The organism is Enterococcus sp. AZ171 (assembly GCF_051714005.1).
Classification (GTDB): Bacteria; Bacillota; Bacilli; order Lactobacillales; family Enterococcaceae; genus Enterococcus_B; species Enterococcus_B pernyi.
Genome location: NZ_JBIORA010000001.1, coordinates 2,094,844 through 2,115,162 on the forward strand (window position 1 = coordinate 2,094,844; position 20,319 = coordinate 2,115,162).

General features: G+C 39.3%; 19 protein-coding genes. 1 reads left to right on the forward strand and 18 read right to left on the reverse strand.

Annotation, left to right across the window (positions count from 1 at the left end):
* Window positions 1-32 precede the first annotated feature (32 nt).
* The 17 genes from IGJ49_RS10150 to IGJ49_RS10230 all read right to left on the reverse strand — a co-directional run bounded on the left by IGJ49_RS10150 (window position 33) and on the right by IGJ49_RS10230 (window position 18,549).
* On the reverse strand, window positions 33-791 hold the full coding sequence (locus tag IGJ49_RS10150; protein ID WP_438723346.1) for a YibE/F family protein: 759 nt from the start codon (window positions 789-791) through the stop codon (window positions 33-35).
* Window positions 791-1,837, reverse strand: coding sequence for a YibE/F family protein (locus IGJ49_RS10155; RefSeq protein ID WP_438723348.1), 1,047 nt, complete (start codon window positions 1,835-1,837; stop codon window positions 791-793). Before IGJ49_RS10155 ends, IGJ49_RS10150 begins: the two co-directional genes overlap by 1 nt.
* A 466-nt stretch (window positions 1,838-2,303) precedes the next feature.
* On the reverse strand, window positions 2,304-2,990 hold the full coding sequence (gene phoU / locus IGJ49_RS10160) for a phosphate signaling complex protein PhoU (protein ID WP_010734921.1): 687 nt from the start codon (window positions 2,988-2,990) through the stop codon (window positions 2,304-2,306).
* Between the two features lie 12 nt (window positions 2,991-3,002).
* Window positions 3,003-3,761, reverse strand: coding sequence for a phosphate ABC transporter ATP-binding protein PstB (pstB, locus tag IGJ49_RS10165; protein ID WP_010734920.1), 759 nt, complete (start codon window positions 3,759-3,761; stop codon window positions 3,003-3,005).
* Between the two features lie 15 nt (window positions 3,762-3,776).
* Window positions 3,777-4,583, reverse strand: coding sequence for a phosphate ABC transporter ATP-binding protein PstB (gene pstB / locus IGJ49_RS10170; RefSeq protein ID WP_010734919.1), 807 nt, complete (start codon window positions 4,581-4,583; stop codon window positions 3,777-3,779).
* A gap of 14 nt (window positions 4,584-4,597) precedes the next feature.
* The gene (gene pstA, locus IGJ49_RS10175; RefSeq protein ID WP_010734918.1) at window positions 4,598-5,482 is read right to left on the reverse strand and encodes a phosphate ABC transporter permease PstA; all 885 of its coding nucleotides are present in this window, start codon (window positions 5,480-5,482) and stop codon (window positions 4,598-4,600) included.
* Window positions 5,482-6,402 carry a phosphate ABC transporter permease subunit PstC gene (gene pstC / locus IGJ49_RS10180; protein ID WP_034687410.1) on the reverse strand — a complete coding sequence of 307 codons (921 nt, stop codon included), beginning with the start codon at window positions 6,400-6,402 and terminating at the stop codon, window positions 5,482-5,484. The genes pstA and pstC overlap by 1 nt, the downstream gene beginning before the upstream one ends.
* Before the next feature lie 115 nt (window positions 6,403-6,517).
* A complete protein-coding gene (locus tag IGJ49_RS10185) occupies window positions 6,518-7,372 on the reverse strand; it encodes a phosphate ABC transporter substrate-binding protein PstS (RefSeq protein ID WP_010734916.1) in 855 nt (284 codons plus the stop codon).
* 347 nt (window positions 7,373-7,719) lie between these two features.
* Window positions 7,720-9,168, reverse strand: a complete 1,449-nt coding sequence (cls, locus tag IGJ49_RS10190) for a cardiolipin synthase (protein WP_010734915.1) — start codon at window positions 9,166-9,168, stop codon at window positions 7,720-7,722.
* A gap of 224 nt (window positions 9,169-9,392) precedes the next feature.
* Window positions 9,393-10,277: a permease-like cell division protein FtsX gene (gene ftsX / locus IGJ49_RS10195; RefSeq protein WP_306795955.1), complete on the reverse strand. Its 885-nt coding sequence runs from the start codon at window positions 10,275-10,277 to the stop codon at window positions 9,393-9,395.
* Window positions 10,270-10,956: a cell division ATP-binding protein FtsE gene (gene ftsE, locus IGJ49_RS10200; protein ID WP_010734913.1), complete on the reverse strand. Its 687-nt coding sequence runs from the start codon at window positions 10,954-10,956 to the stop codon at window positions 10,270-10,272. The genes ftsX and ftsE overlap by 8 nt, the downstream gene beginning before the upstream one ends.
* Before the next feature lie 110 nt (window positions 10,957-11,066).
* A protein-coding gene (gene prfB, locus IGJ49_RS10205) for a peptide chain release factor 2 (RefSeq protein ID WP_178946468.1) occupies window positions 11,067-12,165 on the reverse strand; the annotation gives its coding sequence in 2 pieces (ribosomal slippage) (window positions 11,067-12,092 and window positions 12,094-12,165; 1,098 coding nt in all).
* A gap of 382 nt (window positions 12,166-12,547) precedes the next feature.
* Window positions 12,548-15,082 carry a preprotein translocase subunit SecA gene (secA, locus tag IGJ49_RS10210; RefSeq protein ID WP_010734911.1) on the reverse strand — a complete coding sequence of 845 codons (2,535 nt, stop codon included), beginning with the start codon at window positions 15,080-15,082 and terminating at the stop codon, window positions 12,548-12,550.
* Window positions 15,083-15,299: 217 nt separating this feature from the next.
* Window positions 15,300-15,851 (reverse strand): ribosome hibernation-promoting factor, HPF/YfiA family, encoded by a 552-nt coding sequence (gene hpf / locus IGJ49_RS10215; RefSeq protein WP_010734910.1) that lies wholly within the window; start codon window positions 15,849-15,851, stop codon window positions 15,300-15,302.
* Window positions 15,852-15,987: 136 nt separating this feature from the next.
* Entirely contained in the window at window positions 15,988-16,689 is a 702-nt protein-coding gene (locus tag IGJ49_RS10220; protein ID WP_438723350.1) for a ComF family protein, read from the reverse strand.
* Window positions 16,670-17,995 carry a DEAD/DEAH box helicase gene (locus tag IGJ49_RS10225; protein ID WP_438723352.1) on the reverse strand — a complete coding sequence of 442 codons (1,326 nt, stop codon included), beginning with the start codon at window positions 17,993-17,995 and terminating at the stop codon, window positions 16,670-16,672. The genes IGJ49_RS10220 and IGJ49_RS10225 overlap by 20 nt, the downstream gene beginning before the upstream one ends.
* Before the next feature lie 263 nt (window positions 17,996-18,258).
* Complete coding sequence (locus IGJ49_RS10230) at window positions 18,259-18,549, reverse strand: DUF7662 domain-containing protein (protein ID WP_010734907.1); 291 nt, start codon at window positions 18,547-18,549, stop codon at window positions 18,259-18,261.
* Between the two features lie 131 nt (window positions 18,550-18,680).
* Here IGJ49_RS10230 and IGJ49_RS10235 point away from each other — a divergent pair, with 131 nt between their 5' ends.
* Entirely contained in the window at window positions 18,681-19,325 is a 645-nt protein-coding gene (locus IGJ49_RS10235; RefSeq protein WP_023520031.1) for a YigZ family protein, read from the forward strand.
* A gap of 84 nt (window positions 19,326-19,409) precedes the next feature.
* On the opposite strand, the gene IGJ49_RS10240 is transcribed toward IGJ49_RS10235, so the two are convergent.
* A complete protein-coding gene (locus IGJ49_RS10240; RefSeq protein ID WP_010734905.1) occupies window positions 19,410-20,117 on the reverse strand; it encodes a GntR family transcriptional regulator in 708 nt (235 codons plus the stop codon).
* Window positions 20,118-20,319: the final 202 nt, after the last annotated feature.

The following is a 20,319-nucleotide window of genomic DNA, read 5'->3' on the forward strand; positions in this document are numbered from 1 at the left end:
CATAGGACTTAAGTTGTAACTTTCTCTCATTCTTAGGATGATTTTTTCTGTCGAGTAAATAAAATTGAAGAAATGACTGATGTTATCGGTAAAACAAGGATCGCTGCGCTTGTCGTGACTACTACAGTTACATACTCCAAAACGAAAGTTTTTTCGTTGATCAACTGGCCAAAAGACAATTCTAGATCAATGAACCACAATATCAGGGCTAAACAATTTCCCATAAAAGCAAAAACCAAGGTCGTTACTGTTGTAGCTAAAATTTTTCTGCCGATCCGTATACTCGATTTTACTAATTCCCGATAGCTTTGTAATGGATCTGTCAGATATACTTCATACGTCGCACTAGCGATGGACACACTTGCATCTAATACGGCTCCACTCACACTGATCAATAAAATTGCTCGCGTCAATGCGAAAAAATCCAAGGGTATATGCAAATCGAACCCTGTCAGTTCATCTAATTCAATCCTTGTAAACCCTTGGATCGCTAATTCAGAAAGAAACGGCGTCACCACTAAGAAAACCACTAAAAAAAGCAATACACTAAGAAAAGCTGCTTTCATCTTGAGATTATAGCCATTAACAAAAAACAATGTGACACTAGTGATCAATAAAAAGATCACGATGGCACTTGGTAATATTGGCAACCGAAAATGATAGAGGAGTAATAGAAGGAAAAACAACAGGACGTTGATGAACAGACCTAAGATCGTATAGAGCCCATTTTTCCCACCAACCAGTAAAATCAATAGCACTAAGAGAAGTGCTAAGAGCAAAAGTACATTCATCAAATCGCCCTCCGATACTTCAAATGGCCTAAATAGCATAAAAGTGTAATGGGAATCGAAAGGACAATGCCTAGACTTCCGCTGATCACACGTAGCAATTCCAACGAGAGATGTAGCTCAATCGCATCTCTCAAGGGCCAACCATTGTTAAAGTAAACAAGTAATATCGGGATCGTCCCACTGACGTATACGAATAGTAAGATATTCGTCATGGAGCCAATTACATCTTGTCCTACCATTTGACCAGACTGCCACAATCGTTTCATCGTTATTTTTGGTTTTTTATTCACTAACTCATCTAAAGTTGTCGTGACTGTGACAACTGTATCCAATACCCCACCTGTCATCCCTACTAATAAACTAGCTAAAAAAACGGAACGATACGGTCGAGTCAAGTAACTCATTTCCTCATAACGTAATCCTTGATCGTTCAAATAATCCATTGCGAACAAACAAATTAGAAAAGCTACACCTACACTCGTCATGGTTGCGACGATTTTTATCCGTCCACCTTGTTGCCAACCATCTAAGGCAAAAACGCAAATGACCGTTCCTAGAAAGACAAAAAGGACACTCGTCATCACCAAAGATATCCCTTGGATCTGCGTGAAACCCTGAAGAAGTAAAATCAATAACAAGAGATTGAGTCCTACACTGATCAAAGTGAATATGCCTGCTTTTCCGCCTACGAACAAGAGCGCACAGATAAATAAACTTGTAAAAAGGAATAACCAGCCGTCATTTTTTTTGCTGAGTATCTGCCATTCATCCCCGATTTTCCGTACGAGATAAAGTTGATTCGTCTTAGCTTTTGCATGTTCGATCTGATTTTCTTGGTGCGGAATAAACAGAGTGAGTTCTGTTCCTTTCGCTTGCGTATTCATCAATTCTCCTTTGATTACTTGTTGTTCATTTTCTAGCGATACTTGCTGTACTTGCATGATTGGGTCTTCGTACCATTCAGTGGCATGTTGGATTACCCATGCGGCCACAAAACAACTACAAAGAATCAAACATTTGATCAATAATCGATTTTTTTTGTACATACGCCTTCCTTTCTAAGGTTGTGAAAGAAGTGCTCAGCTCCGAGAAATAAGCGTGAAGAACCGAAAATTGTTCTTCAAATTTTGGGGGGTTCACGCTTATTTCTGAAGGAGCTACTTCTTGAACACCGTTTATTCTAAGGTTGTGAAAGAAGCGGTCAGTACTAAGGCATAAGGCAGAAAAATCGAAAATGGCTTTTTCATTTTTTATTTTTTTGACTTATGTCCGAAGTGTTGCTTCTTGAACACCATTTATTCATTTTTAGAAGGAACAGGATATCTAATGTACCCGATCCTTAAAATTTATGAAATGGATAACAACAAACAATTAATCATCGCCAAATCTCGAATAATTGTCTTCTATATTAATAAAAAAGCCAACTTCCAAAAATATATCTCTCTTTTCGGAAGTTGGCGCTTATTTCTCAGAAATACTGATCAGCATTTGACAAAAATCAGCGAATGATTTTTATCTTTGATTAGTCTCTTCGTTATGATTTGTGTTCAACTCAGTGATTTTACCTGTAGCTAGATACACGATCCATTCACAGATATTTGTTACGTAATCACCGATCCGCTCTAAATAACTTGCTACGTTGACATAGTCCGTTCCACTGATAACAGTTTCGGGATTTGCTTGCATATTTTTGATCGTTGCATTGTAGATCCGATTGAATGATTCATTGACACGATGATCCATATTTGCAATCGTACGTGCATCCTTTTCATCTGTTTTAACGTAAGCGACTAAGACATTATCTACCATTTTTTTGACATAATCAGACATATCAGAGATTTCTTTTTCGATTTCAGGAATTCTTGTTTCTCCTTTAAGACGAATCGTTGACTTGGCGATTGATACTGCGTGGTCAGCCATACGCTCTAAATCTGAACTTGCTTTCATGACTGTGATGATCGTTCGTAGATCAGTTGTCACCGGTTGTTGCAAAGCAATCATTTCAAAACTTTTTTTCTCTAATCGTGTTTCCATATCATTGATTGTAATGTCATTTTCAATTACTTCTTTTGCAAGAACTTTGTCGTGTTTTGTATAAGAGCGCACTGATTTATGCACGGCATTACTAACCATCATTCCCATTTCGTAAAATTGATTATGAAGGTTCAATAATTCTTCTTCAAATTGTGTTCGTAACATCCTCTTTCCTCCTTATCCGAATCGTCCTGAGATATAATCTTCCGTTTCTTTTTTATCAGGATTCATAAATATTTTTTTCGTATTGTTGAACTCGATCAAATTGCCATCTAAGAAGAAAGCTGTTTTGTCTGAGATACGTGATGCTTGTGACATATTGTGAGTCACAATGATCATCGTATAGCGTTCTCTTAATTCTAATAACATACTTTCTATTTTACCAGTAGAGACTGGATCTAAGGCACTAGTTGGCTCATCTAATAAAATAATTTCTGGATTGACAGCTAACACACGGGCAATACACACTCGCTGTTGTTGTCCACCTGATAAAGACAACGCACTTTTATGCAATTTATCTTTGACATCTTCCCAAACAGATGCTGCTTTCAAGCTCTCTTCTACTACTTGGTCTAACACTTTTTTGTCTTTTTCACCTTTGATTTTCAACCCATAAATGACATTTTCATAGATGGAGAATGGAAAAGGATTTGGTTGTTGGAACACCATACCGATTTCTTTACGTAGTCCAACGATATCCGTTTTAGGACTGTAGATATCATTGCCCTTGTAAACGACACTACCAGTGATCGTTACACCTGGGATCAAATCATTCATACGATTCAATGAACGTAAATAAGTAGATTTCCCACAACCAGATGGTCCGATCATTGCAGTGATCTCGCCTTTATTGAAACTTAGATCAATGCCTTTCAAGGCTTCTTTTTCCCCATAATACAGATGAAGATCTTTTGATGAGATAATTTCTTTTGTCATAGCAAGTCCTCCGTCTTAACCAAAATGACCGGACACATAGTCTTCAGTTGCCTGAATCTTAGGTCTAGTAAATATCTTATTCGTCTTGTCATACTCGATCACATTTCCAAGATAGAAGAACGCAGTGTAATCGCTGATCCGGGCAGCTTGTTGCATATTGTGAGTCACAATAATAATCGTATAATCTTCTTTTAAGTTGACTAACGTTTCTTCAACAGTCCCAGTAGAAATCGGGTCTAACGCACTCGCTGGTTCATCAAGCAATAAAATATCTGGTTTCATCGCGATTGCACGAGCGATACAAAGACGTTGCTGTTGTCCACCTGATAACGCCAAAGCACTTTTATTCAAACTATCTTTGACTTGATCCCATAATGCCGCTTGCTTCAAACTAGTTTCGACGATCTCATCTAGTTTTTGTTTGTTTTTCTCACCATGCTGTTTCAAGGCAAACGTAATATTGTCATAGATTGATTTACTAAAAGGATTCGGACGTTGGAACACCATGCCGATTCGTTTGCGCATTTCGTAAACGTCGATTTGTGGTGCATTGACATCGACTTCTTTATACATGATCTTTCCAGTGATCTTCGTGTTTGCGATCCCATCGTTCATTCGATTCAATGAACGTAGATAAGTGGACTTCCCACACCCTGATGGTCCGATCAATGCAGTGATTTTATTCTTTTCAAATTCAAGATTGACACCTTTAATGGCTTCGTTATCGCCATACCATACATGCAAATCATCTGTATATAGCGCGATATCTTTTTCAGCGCCCATTTTGATGATGTTGGTTTCATTCATATTATATTCTTTCATTCTGCTTCTTCTCCTTAAGCTGAAGTCATTTTACGGTGCAGACGTTTTCCAATTGCTCGAGCACCAAAGTTGAATAGTAACACAGCGATGATCAATACTGCAGAAGCTCCTGCCGAAACGGAAACCCCATCGGGCATCGTTCCTTCTGTATTGATTTTCCAAATGTGGACAGCTAGTGTTTCAGCTTGTCGGAAGATACCGATCGGGCTGGAAATGCTAAATGGATTCCAGTTAGTAAAATCTAAGGCTGGCGCACTTTGACCAGCGGTATAGATCAACGCTGCGGCCTCACCGAAAATACGGCCAGAACTCAAGATGACCCCCGTCAAAATACCTGGTGTCGCTTCAGGAACAACGACACGAAGCACTGTTTCCCAACGAGACAATCCTAGAGCTAAACCAGCTTCGCGTTGTGTGTAATGAACTGCTTGTAAAGATTCTTCGACTGTCCGAGTCAATAAAGGCAAGTTGAATACGGTTAATGCCAAGGCACCTGAAATGATCGAGAACCCATATTGGAATTGGATAACGAAAACCAAGAAACCAAAGAGACCGACAACGACAGAAGGCAATGAGCTAAGAATCTCAATGGATGTGCGGATGACATCTGTCAACCAGTTTTTACCTGCATACTCAGACAAGTAGATTCCTGCACCCAGTGAAATCGGAAAACTGATGATCATTGTGATGATCAGTAAATAGATAGAGTTGAATAATTGGATTCCAATTCCTCCGCCAGTTTGATACGCTTTTGACGGTTCAGTCAAAAATGCCCAAGAGATATGTGGAATACCGCGAACTAAGATATAAAGAAGCAACGCAGCGAGGATCAGGACGATGATGCCTGAAATCACATATAAGACACCTGTTGCTATTTTATCAGAACGTTTTGCATTCATTATTTCAATTCTCCCTTCTTACCAATCAAGCGGATAACGATATTAAAGAATAATGACATCAAGAGTAGGATCAAGGCTAGAGACCACAAAACGTTGTTTTCAACGGTACCCATGATCGTATTTCCGATACCCATCGTCAAGATCGATGTCAGCGTTGCAGCTGGAGTGGTAAAGCTTGTTGGCATCAATGCCGCATTACCGATAACCATTTGGATCGCTAAGGCTTCACCAAAGGCACGAGCCATCCCAAAGACGATAGCTGTCAAGATTCCTGGAATTGCTGCGCGTAAGACTACTTTATATGTGGTTTGCCATCTCGTTGCTCCTAATGCAAGAGAAGCTTCACGATAGTGTCTTGGTACGGCTTTTAACGCATCGACTGTCATCGTCGTAACCGTTGGTAAGATCATTACGAACAACACAAATGTTCCGGCTAAAATACCAAAACCCGTTCCGCCAAAAATGCCGCGAATGAATGGAACGATGACGGATAGACCGATAAACCCATAAACAACTGAAGGAATACCTACAAGTAGTTCAATGACCGGTTGTAAAATCTTTGTTCCGTTTTTCGGAGAGATTTCTGTCATGAACACAGCTGCTCCGATGGCAAAAGGTGTTGCAATGATCGCAGATAAAAAAGTAACGATAAACGAACCCGCGATCATTGGTAGAGCTCCTACCATTGGTTTTCCATCCGGCCCGAGTGCGCTTGGATTCCAATTTGTTCCAAATAAGAAATCAAAAACATTGATTTTATCAACAAAAAAGGTCGCTAACCCTTTGCTGGCAACAAAATAAAATATTGCTAAAACAACCACTACAATCAATGCAATACATAAAAAGCTGATAAACTTTCCACGTTGTTCCATTTTCGAGCGCTTGGATTTAGTTACTAGTGCTTTTTTTACATCTTCCACAGATGATTCCTCCTTGGTCCTTTAACATACCTATACAGTCTACTAAGCGAATATCAATTTGATTTTAATAACATGTAAATTTTTTGCTAACTTTGTAAATTTTGTGTAAAGATGGTTAATTCACCACATTACCTTCCCAATCGCGTTCAACTTTCATACTCGACACTGGAATATAGCCTAAATCTCCAACGATATTTTTTTGCACTTCATCTGATAAGATATAAGCTAAAAAGTCTTTCGTTAATTGACTTGTCTCTTTTCGCGTATACATATGCTCATAAGCCCAAATCGTCCAATCATTTGTTGTGACATTCTTGTCTGTTGGCTCGACTCCGTCGATTTTCAGTGTATCCACATCTTTTGATACATAAGAGAATGCGACATAGCTGATTGCTCCTGGGGTATCCGCAACGATTTGACGGACCATTCCACTAGAATCTTGTTCTTGGGAACGAATCGCTGTTTCACCGTCTAAGACCCATTTTTCAAAAGTTGCTCTCGTTCCACTACCTGCTGCACGGTTCAAGATCACGATTGGCTGATCTTTCCCACCTAGTTGTTTCCAGTTCGTCAGTTCACCAGTAAATACTTTTTTCAAGTCTTCCATCGAAATGTTGTCAATGCCGACTTCTTTGTTGACAATTGGTGTAATGCCCACTACTGCTACTCGATGGTCAATCAGCGCGGACGCATCGATCCCTGATTTCTCCTCTGCGAACAAATCAGAATTACCGATCTCAACAGCACCTGATTGGACTTGCGATAAACCAGTACCACTTCCGCCACCTTGTACATTGATAAATTTGCCGGGATTTTCTGATTGATATGTCTCAGCAACCGTTTCAACTAAAGGTTGTAAAGCGGATGACCCCACCGCTGTGATCGATTCACCTTGGTCGACCAGGTTTGAACACCCAGACATTGTTATAAATAGTGCTATCATTGGTATTAATAATCGTAATTTTTTCATTAGAAATCTCCTTCAATCCTAAAGTATTTCCATTTTAACATTTTCACTATTACTTGAAAATCAATTGATTTTATTAAATAACAAATAATTTAATTTAATTAAAAAAAATACTATCTCAATAAATTTTTCTATGCTATACTGGCATTGAAATGTGTCTCTGTACCAAGCAAGCATTAACTTATTTCTTGCTTTCCCCAAAAAACAAGAAATACCCCAAAAGTTAATTCCCGCTCTTGCGAGACGCTTTCTCCATTTCTTGTAATAAAACTACAGAAATGGCCCCGATAGAAAAGGACATGAAAATCTGCTCTTATGAGTCTATTTCATGTCCTTTTTTGTTCAGTTTTTTACAAGAGTGGTGAAACAAGTCGAGCCAATCCCTCTTTTAGCTTGATCATCCAGCCCCGAGCCTCGTAACGTTCTTTTGTCAAACGCTCAGAAACTTTTGCATCTTCAAAAAATGCCCCTCGCACTTGAGTTGCGAGCCGTTCGTCATAGATCAGTGTATTGACCTCAAAATCTAAACGGAAAGAACGAACGTCGATGTTTGCTGAACCTACGGAAACGATTCCGCTATCGATGATCATTGTCTTCGCATGAATAAATCCATTTTCATAAGTTTCGATGACAGCACCATATTCGATCAATTCAGCAGCAAAAGAATACGTTGCCCAATACACTAATGGGTGATCTGGTTTATTGGGAATCTGCAAATGGACCTTCACACCGGATAGCAATGCCAATTTCAACGCTTCATGGATTGATTCATCTGGAATATAATAAGGCGTTTGGATCAAAATCTCCCGCTTGGCCAGTGAGATCATTTTAAGGTACGTCATTTTGATTTGTTCATGTTCTGAGTCTGGTCCACTCGTCACGACCTGTAAGGCAATCTCACCGGTTGATGCAATACTTGGGAAAAAGCGCGCCGCATAATGCACTTCTTTTGTATGTTGAGAATTCCAATCCATCAAAAAGCGATTTTGTAGCGCATAGACTCCTTCACCATAGATACGCAAATGATTATCTCGCCAATAACCAAATTTTTGTACGAGACCTAAATACTCATTTCCCACATTGAATCCACCTGTATAACCAATTTTCCCATCGATTACTACGATCTTTCGATGATTACGATAATTGATTCGCGGGTTCAGATAAGGAACAAAAAGCGGAAAAAAGAAAGCAACTTCTCCACCAGCTTCTTTTAACTCATGGAAAAACTTGGTTGAAACTTCCGTCGATCCCCACGCATCCAGTAAAACTCTTACTTGTACCCCTCTGCGAGCAGCAGAAGTTAATGCTTGGCAGACCTCGATCCCTAAGCTATCGCTGCGATAAATATAATATTGTAGATGGATGTGGTCAGTTGCCTGTTCAATATCCTCGATCAACCGGTCAAATTTTTCTCTGCCATCGGTGAACAGCGTCACATCATTGCTTGTGGTATACAGTGTGCTTTCTCCAACAGTTAACATATAAATCAACTGTTTGACATCCACTTGTCCAGTCGGAGGATGTGGGTATAATCCCCGCATCAATGCCTGTCGATCCTCTTCGATCTCTAAGTTCTTACCGATCTTTCCTTGAATCTTCAAATCAAATATCTTATCTTTTGAAATCCCACGTCCAAAGAAAATGTAAAGGAAAAAACCTAGTATCGGGATAAAAGTCAATACAAGTAACCATGCCCAAGTTTGAGCAGTTTCTTTTCTTTCGGTAAAAACGATCACTAAAGATAATAATGTGTTCGTAAGCAGTAAGATCGTCGAAAAATTGTCAAAAATAATATCCATTGCCTCACCTCTTATCCGGCTATCCTCCTTAGGATAGCGAAGTTGTTTTTTAAAGTAAAGAAAAACCACTGATTTGTCTACCAGAAAAACCGACTTCCTTAGAATACTATAGATAGACAGGAAAGAGTAAGTTTATTTTTCTATAAAATAGATTTTTCGAGAATGAAAATTTTTACAAAAAAAACCAGCAGGATCGCTCCCACTGGTCTGCTTCATATCTTTGACTAAAATTTCAAGAATCTTCTCATTGAAATAATCGAACCTAATGAACCAATAATGACACCAATACCGGCCATCAATGCGTCGATTTTCCAAACGATATCCTGTGGCTGTATCAATGAGTAATTTGAACGCAACAAGGTTGGGTTGAGCAATTTGTAGATTTCCTGATACCCAAATGTGAAAATCAATACAGGAATAATGGCTCCAATCAAGCCGATCCAACCTCCTTCAAGGAAGAAAGGCCAACGGATATAGCCATTCTTGGCACCAACTAAACGCATGATCTGGATCTCTCTTTGACGTGAAATGATCGTGATACGAATCGTATTTGAGATCAAGAACATCGCGACAAATAATAGCAAGGCAGCTGCTGCTAATCCCCATGTACGTACTGCCGCAGCAATATCAAAGATTCGGTCAGACGAAGTGCCACCATAATCCGAACGGAAAACATTTTTCAACTTCGCGGCTTCTTCAGAAACTTCTTTAGTATAAGAAGGTTGTGTCGTTGTTACAACGTATACATCGTATAACGGATTGCCGTCTCCCTCAAACAAACTCCAAGAATCACCCATTTGATCCTGGATTTTCTTTAATTCTTGGTCTTTACTTGAAAATTCAACTTTGTTGACGTGTTCAAGTTCATTCAATTCTTTTTCGAGTGTTTTCATATCTTTCTCATTCGTCCCGATATCAACGAACACAGAAACATCTACGTTACCTTCGATGTCTTCGGCTAATTTAGTCGCATTCATGATGATTGCCATAAATACACCAACCAAAGTCAGTGTGATCGTCACCGCACTGATTGATGCGATGGTCATCCAACCGTTTCGTTTTAAACTTTTGATACTTTCTAATAAATGACGGAAAAAGGTTCTAATCATCGTATCCATATTCCCCTTCCGCTTGGTCACGAATAATCCGGCCATTTTCAATGGCGATTACGCGGTGACGAATTGTATTAACGATCGTACTGTTATGTGTAGCCATAACAACAGTCGTTCCTTGCGCATTGATCCGATCCAATAACTTCATGATTTCCCATGAGTTTTCCGGGTCTAAGTTTCCTGTCGGTTCATCTGCAATCAATACTTTTGGTGTATTCACGATTGCTCGAGCAATCGAAACACGCTGTTGTTCCCCACCTGATAATTCACTTGGGAAAACACGTACTTTATGTTTCAAGCCGACTAAGTCTAAAACTTCCATGACACGTTTTTTTATGTCACGAGGTTTTCTACCGATGACTTGCATCGCATATGCGACATTTTCATATACTGTTTTTCGAGGCAACAATTTATAGTCTTGGAAAACTACTCCGATTTCTCTACGTAAATAAGGTACTTCACGATCTTTGATATTTATCAGATCATGGCCAGCAACGTTCAATGTTCCTTTCGTTGCTTTTTCTTCTCGGTACATCAATTTGATGAATGTAGATTTACCAGCACCAGATGGTCCTACTACATAAACAAACTCTCCTTGGTCAATGACGATCGAGAGATTTCGGATAGCTGTGGTACCATTTGAGTACTTCTTCATTACATCCTTCATTTCAATCATGGCGTTCTCTCCATATCTTTTCAGTCTTTAGTCATTATAGCATGGGAATGTTTCAGCTTGCTTTCGAAATCTTACAATTTTATTTCAATTTACTACTAATCGTAAGCATACTATATATGCATTTTTAAATAGCCATCGATGAATGGGTCTAACTCGCCATCCATCACCGCTTGGACATTTCCAGTTTCCACATTGGTCCGATGATCTTTGACCATCGAATACGGATGGAAAACATAAGAACGGATCTGTGAGCCCCAGCCGATTTCCATTTGTTCCCCACGTAATGCAGCTGCTTCTTGTTCTTTCTTTTCAACTTCCAATTGATAAAGTTTCGCTTTCAGCATCCCCATCGCTTGTTCACGGTTTTTTAATTGTGAGCGTTGTGCCTGACTGGCAACGACCGTTCCTGTTGGCAAATGCGTGATCCGTACAGCAGATTCTGTTTTGTTGATATGCTGTCCACCCGCTCCACTTGCTCGGTAAGTGTCGATCTTCAAATCATCAGGATTGACCTCGATGTCGATCATGTCATCTAATTCTGGCATGACATCGACCGAACAAAATGACGTATGTCGGCGTTTCGCCGAATCAAATGGCGAGATCCGAACAAGACGGTGAACGCCTTTTTCTGATTTCAGATAACCATAAGCATTATGCCCTTTGATCAATAATGTCACACTTTTGATTCCAGCTTCATCACCAGCCTGGTAATCTAACATTTCCACTTGGTAGTTGTGTTGCTCTGACCAACGGGTGTACATTCGTAACAACATACTTCCCCAGTCTTGAGATTCTGTTCCCCCAGCACCTGGATGCAGCTCGACGATGGCGTTATTGCGGTCATAAGGTCCGTCTAGTAACATGGCTAATTCGTAAGTCGTCATTTTTTCAGCTAACGCACTGATTCGCTCTTGTGCTTCTTCTTGCATTTGCGCATCTGGCTCTTCTTGTAACATTTCCACCATCAATTCTAGTTCTTCTAGCTCTTGTGCGAGTTCATTGAACTGATCATAGGTTTCTTTGTTTGCATTATTTTCATTGATCACTTTTTGTGCAGCTTCACTATCATCCCAAAAACCTGGTTCAGCCATTTTTGCTTCTGCTTCAGCAATATCTTCTTCCAGCTGATCTAAGTCAAAGAGACCCCCTAAAACTTGTGACTTTCTCTTGCATTTCGGTTAGGAGGTTTCGAATTTCAGAAATTTCCATTTCGATTTCCTTCTTTCTGTCTAATCTTCATTGTTTAGTCTACCAGAATCTTGAACGAACAGAAAGAATAAGATGCGACAAGCTTGCCACTTTCCCTTTTTCATTCCGTTCTTAATGGTAGTGTGTCCCAAAAGTAACCTCTTCGGAAATAAGGTGGAATCCACAAAAATTCAACGAACGATTTTTGCGGATTCCACCTTATTTCTTGAGGCTCAGTACTGCTTGACCTCAGGGAAGTCATAAAACAAAAAATAGTGCTTTAAGATTCCCTATCTATTTTAGTTTGTGAAAAGGAACGATCACTCTCATATGAGGGGAGTTCCTTTTCTGAATTGATCAAATCTTATTGTTCAGTATGAACGATTTCTTTCAATAGGAAAGATTACATTTCATTCTTGCCGTGACAATTTTTGAATTTTTTACCACTGCCACATGGACAAGGGTCATTACGACCAACTTTATTGACACTGACAGGCTGTGATTTCACATTCAATCGACTGTTTTCTTTCGCGCCGCCTTCTGTTGGTTGAACAGGCTGTCCTTGAGACACTTGTTCACGTTGGACGTTTTGACGGATCTCTGCTTTCATAAAGATACGTGTTACTTCGTATTCGATTGCACCAATCATGTCTTCAAACATTTTGTAGCCTTCTGTTTGATATTCGACAAGTGGATTGTTTTGTCCGTAAGCACGTAGTCCGATCGATTGACGTAATTGATCCATTGCATCGATGTGGTCTGTCCATTTTGAATCGACAACACGTAAGATCACGACTTTTTCAAACTCAAGTAATTGCTCAGGTCCATTTAGTTGTGAAGCTTTCGTATTAAAGATTTCTTGTGCTTTTTCATTTAAGAATTCTTTGATTTGTTGCGGTGTCTTGCCTTCTAGATCAGCCAATGAAATACTGTCTTCATGAACAAGTGTACTACCAGCAAAGTCAACGATCCCTTCAAGGTTCCAGTTTTCCTTTTCAAGTTGAGTATGTGCATCTACTACTCGACTGATCGTTCGTTTGACCATATTCATCAATGGTTCAGATAGACTTGTTTCTTCCATGATGACGTCTTGACGTTGTTTATAGATTACTTCACGTTGTTCACGCATCACGTCATCGTATTGAAGAACGTTTTTACGTGTGTCGTAGTTGTTTCCTTCTACACGTTTTTGCGCAGATTCAACTTGTTTCGACAACATCTTACTTTGGATCACTGCATCTTCTTCACCGATCTTCATGCGTTCCAAGAAAGCTTTGATTCGTTCTGAACCGAATCGTTTCATCAAGTCATCTTCAAGAGACAAGTAGAATTGTGACATCCCTGGATCTCCTTGACGACCGGCACGTCCACGTAACTGGTTATCGATACGTCTTGATTCGTGACGTTCTGTACCAATAACGGCTAATCCACCCAACTCACGAACACCTAGACCTAACTTGATATCCGTACCACGACCAGCCATGTTCGTTGCAATCGTAACTGCTCCTTTTTGACCAGCATTCATGATGATCTCGGCTTCTTTAAAGTGGTTTTTGGCATTTAGTACTTCATGAGGTACGCGTTCTCGGTTCAATAAATCAGAAAGCAATTCAGACGTTTCAACAGCGACAGTACCTACAAGAACAGGTTGTCCTTTACGGTAACGATCTTTGATATCTTGAACGACTGCATTGAACTTGCTTGTCAATGTCGGATATAACAAATCTGGACGATCATCACGAATGACCGGACGATTTGTAGGGATTTGAATGACTTGGATGTTGTAGATTTCTCTAAACTCTTCTTCTTCTGTCTTCGCTGTCCCTGTCATACCAGATAATTTCTTATACATACGGAAATAGTTTTGGAATGTGATCGATGCCATCGTTTTTGTTTCATCTTCGATCTCCACGCCTTCTTTGGCTTCAATCGCTTGGTGCAAGCCATCAGAATAACGGCGTCCATCCATGATACGACCAGTAAATTGGTCAACGATCATTACTTTTCCATCTTGGACCACATAGTCGATATCTAAAATCATGATATAGTTTGCGCGTAATGATTGATCGATATGATGCGTTAAAGCAGAATTTTCGATATCATATAAGTTATCTAAACCAAAAGTTTCTTCGGCTTTTTCAATTCCCGCTTCAGTCAAGCTGATCGTTTTTGATTGAACATCGATTTTATAATCTTCTTCTTCTTTCAATCGTTTGACAAAGTTATCAGCACGCGTATATAACGCAGTTGACTTTTCTGCTTGTCCAGAAATGATCAATGGCGTTCTTGCTTCATCGATCAAGATCGAATCGACTTCATCGACGATTGCATAGTTCAATGGACGTTGTACCATTTGATGACGATAAACGACCATGTTGTCTCTCAAATAGTCAAACCCTAGCTCGTTGTTTGTACTATACGTAATATCACAATTGTAGGCTTCACGTTTTTCATCTGCTGATTTTGAATTGATATTCAAACCAACTGTCAAACCTAAGAAGTTGTATAACTCACCCATCTCATTGGAGTCACGGGTAGACAAGTATTCATTGACAGTAACTACGTGAACGCCTTCTCCCGTCAAAGCATTTAAATAAACAGGCATCGTAGCAGTCAAGGTTTTCCCTTCACCGGTACGCATCTCTGGAATATTTCCATCATGAAGTACGATCCCCCCCATCAACTGCACAGGGTAAGGGTACAATCCTAATACGCGTTTTGCTGCTTCACGAACGACTGCGAAAGCTTCTGGTAAAAGTTGATCTAATGTTTCCCCTTTTTTATATCTTTCCTTAAATTCGGTTGTCTTTGCTTGTAATTGTTCATCTGTTAATGCTGCCATATCATCAGCATGAGCTTCGATTTTTTTTACAATACTTTCTAAACGTTTTAGTTCTTTCTTATCATTTTCGATAATCGAACGAATAAAATTGGCCATGCGTTGTTTAATCTCCTTTTATATAATATCCAAACTATGTAGACTCTGTTTCTTATTTTATCATTAGTTGTGGATAAATGAAATAACTTAAGACAATTAAAGTGATATCTTCATAATTATTTCATATTCTTTTTTATCTATTCAATCCGAAAAAAAAGCTTGCAGTAGTCATTAGAGACCACTGCAAGTTTTTCTCATGTTATTCTTTCGTTATTTATCAATCAGTTTCGATCAATCCATATTTGCCATCTTTACGACGGTAAACAATGCTTGTACCATTCGTTTCTGCATCTTCAAAGATGAAAAAGTTATGGCCTAACATATTCATTTGTAAAACAGCTTCTTCGCTGTCCATTGGTTTCAATGACAAGCGTTTTGTACGCACGATATCTAATTCAGACTCATTTTCTTCTTCGTCTTCATTATTGAACATAACCGCCGCATTTGCTGTATTCAAACCAGTTTCACGAGATTTGCGATTGATTTTTGTTTTGAATTTGCGGATTTGACGTTCCAATTTATCAACAACCAAATCAATACTTGCATATAGATCTGGTGAAGTTTCTTCGGCACGTAATACGAGATAAGGTAATGGAATCGTAACTTCCACTTTTGCTGTTTTTTCAGTATAAACTTTTAAATTCACATGCGCCGTAGCATCGGGAGCATCGCTGAAATAACGTTCTAATTTTCCTACTTTTTTCTCTACGTAGTCACGAATCGCTTCAGTTACTTCGATATTTTCGCCGCGTACATTATATCTAAACATAAAAACTACCCCTTTCATCTACCACAATCAAGAAGGAGAAGGACCACTCTTTCCCTCTTCTTACTTCTATTATATCGAACTCGTAAGCATTTGCAAACTAAATCGCTGTCATTTTACTGCTGTTTCTACAAAAAGCTTATCTAGCAAGTGAGAACGTCTGTACTTTATTGGGTGACTGCGCCAATAGGCAGGTCGCTGCATGGAACATCGTCTGGCCAGTCGTATAAACATCATCGATCAGTAAGATATTTTCCCCTTTGATTTTAAGTGTAGATGGCTGATAAACAAATGGTTGGGACGTAATCAAACGTTGCTCTCTTGTTTTTTTAGATTGCGGTGTATGGTGTTTTTCTCTGATCAGCAATTCTTGAAAAGGAAGCCCAGCAGCTCTCAATAGTTCACTCACTTGATTAAATCCCCTTTCGCTGATCCTTTCTGTAGACAATGGGATCGGACAAAAAAGAAACGACTTATATTGTTTTCGTAATTCTTGTAACTCTAAGCTGAATGTGTGTGCCAACAGGATATCCCCCATGAATTTATATTGTTTGAGCCAAGTACGGAACGCGTGATCATAGCGGAAGAACGCACGATGACAAAAACGATAGTCAGGATAACGCGTACGCCAATGCAAGCAATCTCGGCAATAGTCAGGTTGATCAATCGCCTGTTTCGTCCATACTTTTTGGCAGCCTTCGCACTGATGGCTACTCTCCTGTTGTATTCGTTGGAATAAAAATTGACATTCCTGGCAACGTCTCGCTATTTTTTTCAGTCCAAGCAATTCACTAATTGTTATATTTCTACTAAATGTTTTCTTACAGTATACGCATCTCATCTCGTTGCTCTTTTCCTTTTTTATTCATTTGTTTGATTTCTTTACACGCCTTTGCGATAGCACGTGTCTTTTCTTCATAGAAAAAATAGACCTGACTATTGGTGAATCCTCCCTTTCGATCGGCACGTCCAGCAATTTGGACCAGTGATGATTTGCTGAATACCGGATGGTCGGCGCCTAAAACAACGACTGAGATCCGTTCAAAAGTCACCCCGCGCTCTAAGATCATCGTTGTCAAAAACACATCGTAATGTTGCTTTCTCATATTTTGGACTTTGCTACTACGTGCTTCATCTTTTGATGAGGCGGATGTCATACGACAAGACAATTGTTTTTTTAATTGTTTCTCCAATTGCTCCATTAAAGAGATACTCGGGCAAAACAATAGCACATGGTTTTCTTTGACTAGCTCTTGGATCAAGCGACACAATCGTTGATTCTTTTTTGGGTGTAAACAGCGATTAGCCCACTGATCCCAAAAAAGCAGTTTCGGTTCTGGCAATAATCGTTGATGAAAGCGTAAAGCCAACTGATGAACAGTCATAGCTGTTCGGCTTTTTTTCAATAACTGGTCATCGGGTGTCGCACTTAAATATATCAGTTGGCCATTTCTTTGTAGCGCGGTTTCCACTGCATAAGCTAACCCTTGATCCCCCACAAATGGAAAAGCATCCACTTCATCTACTACTAAAAGAGCAAATGCTCGGTAAAAACGATACAACTGATGCGTCGTACAAATCACTAAAGAACCATAGCGATCAGGTTCGTCTAATTTCCCATGAAGCAGGCGGATCGTTTCTTCTGGGAAGACCTTGCTAAGTCGTAGGTATAATTCCTGACAAACATCGATCCTTGGTGAGGCGATAGCAACTCTCCTACCTTTAGCTAAGGTCTTTCGGATACTGGCGTAAAGCATCTCCGTCTTGCCTGAACCGGTAACTGCCCAAACCAAATGCTCACCCGATCGTTCACATAGATCATCCGAAATTTGCTGTTGTAGTGTTGTTAATTGACCTTCCCAACAGTGATTTATATGACGCTTCTTTCCATTTGGTTGTTCGAATAAGTAGAGCTGTTGCAGGGTATCGCAACGCCCCAAAAACAGACAGTGGGGACAGTAGTAGGTAGACGCATTGAGCCTTGCAGTTTGCAAAGGGGTAGTTTGACTGCAACGATTGCAATAAAGCTGCTTCTTTTTTATTGTGATTGCATCGACCACTACATAGTTCAATTTTTCATAAGAATGTTCATTCCCATATACTTCTTTAGTTAATAATCGCCGCCCAAAAAAATCTTCCGCTTGCATGTGCACTTCTCTCCCTTCGCAAAATAGATATGCCAAAAAAGAAATTCTTCATGCAGAATCAATTGGATTGATCCAATTAGAAAATCAGCTAATAAGCGGACGAACGAACGTGATGATTTCAATGAAAAACAAAAAAAGTATGAAACTGAGTCAGCGGGCCATTTCTTTAACAGAAACTTTCGGACTCAGATCATACTGATATATGTAGCTAGACCTAAATTTGAACTTGAATCGAAGGATCGGATCAACAGCTAGAAAAATAGTTATTCGTCAAACAACCAACTGGATTTGACTAATTGATTGAATACGATAAATTCTTTTTCTAAATTGATGACCACCACTTCATAGCCAGCATTGATCCAGCCATAGGCGCCTTTTTCAGGATGTTTATAGTCGTTCGCCCACCAATCGGTACTTTCTCGTGCAGAACGGGGCAAGGCACTACTTGGAAAAAGCAACTCATCGATTTGAGTAAATGTCAGCGTGATTTGAGAGCCACCATTTGTCTTTAAATAATGAGTGATGGCATCATACTTTTTGACTCGTTCTTTCATGTTACGCACCTCACTTTTCTTTATTATCCCATATTCCCTTCGTTAAGCAACTATTAACATAATTGTCATGCAGAAAAAAATTCTCTATACTTGAAAAGAGACGAGAACAAACAATGAAAGTAGTGAAACAGATGTTAGAACGTTATTACACGATCAAAGAAAATGGTCAAAGTGAGCTTGAAATAAAAAAATCACGTTTTATCTGCTCACTGAAACGAGTTGAAACGGAAGAAGAAGCAAAACAATTTATCCAAGAAACAAAAAAAGAACATTGGAAAGCCAATCATAATTGTAGTGCGTTCGTGATTGGTGAAAAAAATGAGATTCAACGAAGTAGCGATGATGGTGAACCGAGTGGAACTGCTGGCGTGCCGATGCTAGAAGTAATCAAAAAAAATGAACTAATCAATGTTGCGGCTGTTGTGACTCGTTATTTCGGCGGGATCAAATTAGGTACAGGCGGCTTGATTCGTGCATATGCGCATTCGGTTTCCCACGCATTACAAGAAATTGGCATCGTTGAAGGGACATTGCAACAAGAATTATCGATTCATATTGCCTATCCCCAGCTAGGAAAAATAGAAAACTTCTTGGCACTCCAGCAGGTGAATGTGAAAGAAATCCGCTATACAGAAAAAGTCATCGTTGTTTGCATGATCAATGAAAAAGAGGTCTCTGCTTTCCAAGAAGCAATCATTGAACTTTTGAGCGGTCAAGTGACATTTACTGAAGGCGCTGTTTCTTATCATGAACAACTCATTCAAACAAGAGAATGAGCCTGATCATAGAGAAAAAGACCAAAGAATAGAAGGCAGCTATGCCAATGACTATTCTCTGGTCTTTTTATTCAATATGAACGATCATCTTTCTAAATAAAACTCAAAGCGGTCGCCGACATATTGGGTACGTACGTATTCAAATGGCGTGCCATCTTCAAAGTAAGAGATCTGTCTTAAACGTAAAACAGCATCTCCTCGCTTGACCTCTAAATATTCAGCAATTTTTTCTGAAGCTAAGACTGCTGAAATTGTTTGTTTCGCCGCACCGATCTTGTTTCCTCTTTTTTCTTCGAGTGTTCGGTACAATGACTCCGTAATTTCTGCTTTGCTGTATCCGTCGATGATTTTTTGCGGAATACTCGCAATCTCAAAGCAAATAGGGATATCATCAGCAAAACGAATACGTTCCATTCGTAAGATAGTATCATCTTTTTTTAGTTGCAATTTCTCCATTTCACTCGAACTGGGTGACGTGAGAAAATAAGAAATCGTTCGACTGGATGGTACACGATTTTGTGATTCCATGATTTCGGTAAAACTGGTTGCACCAGACATCTTTTCTTGGACTTTTTCTCGTGCCACGTAGGTACCTGATCCAATTTTTCTTTCAAGGATTCCTTCATCGGCTAAGTTTTGGATTGCTTGTCTTAAAGTCATTCGACTAACATTAAACTTGATGGCTAATTCTCTTTCTGAAGGAAGACGATCTCCAATTTTCCAGACGCCTTGCTCGATTTCACTTTTGATTTGATCGTGAATTTGTATATATACCGGTAATTGATTCGACATAACATCTACCCGTCCTTTCATTTCTATTTTATTATAACTGGTATATACCTAATTCTCAACAAAAAAGAGCCCATCATGCTGTTCATTCCACTGCCTTGCCCTCCGATATAATAGCGTTTGGATATAGACCTATGATCATTCACTCTTATTCAATAAGTAATTAAAGTAACAAGCCCTTACTATTCTTGCTCGGAAACGACAG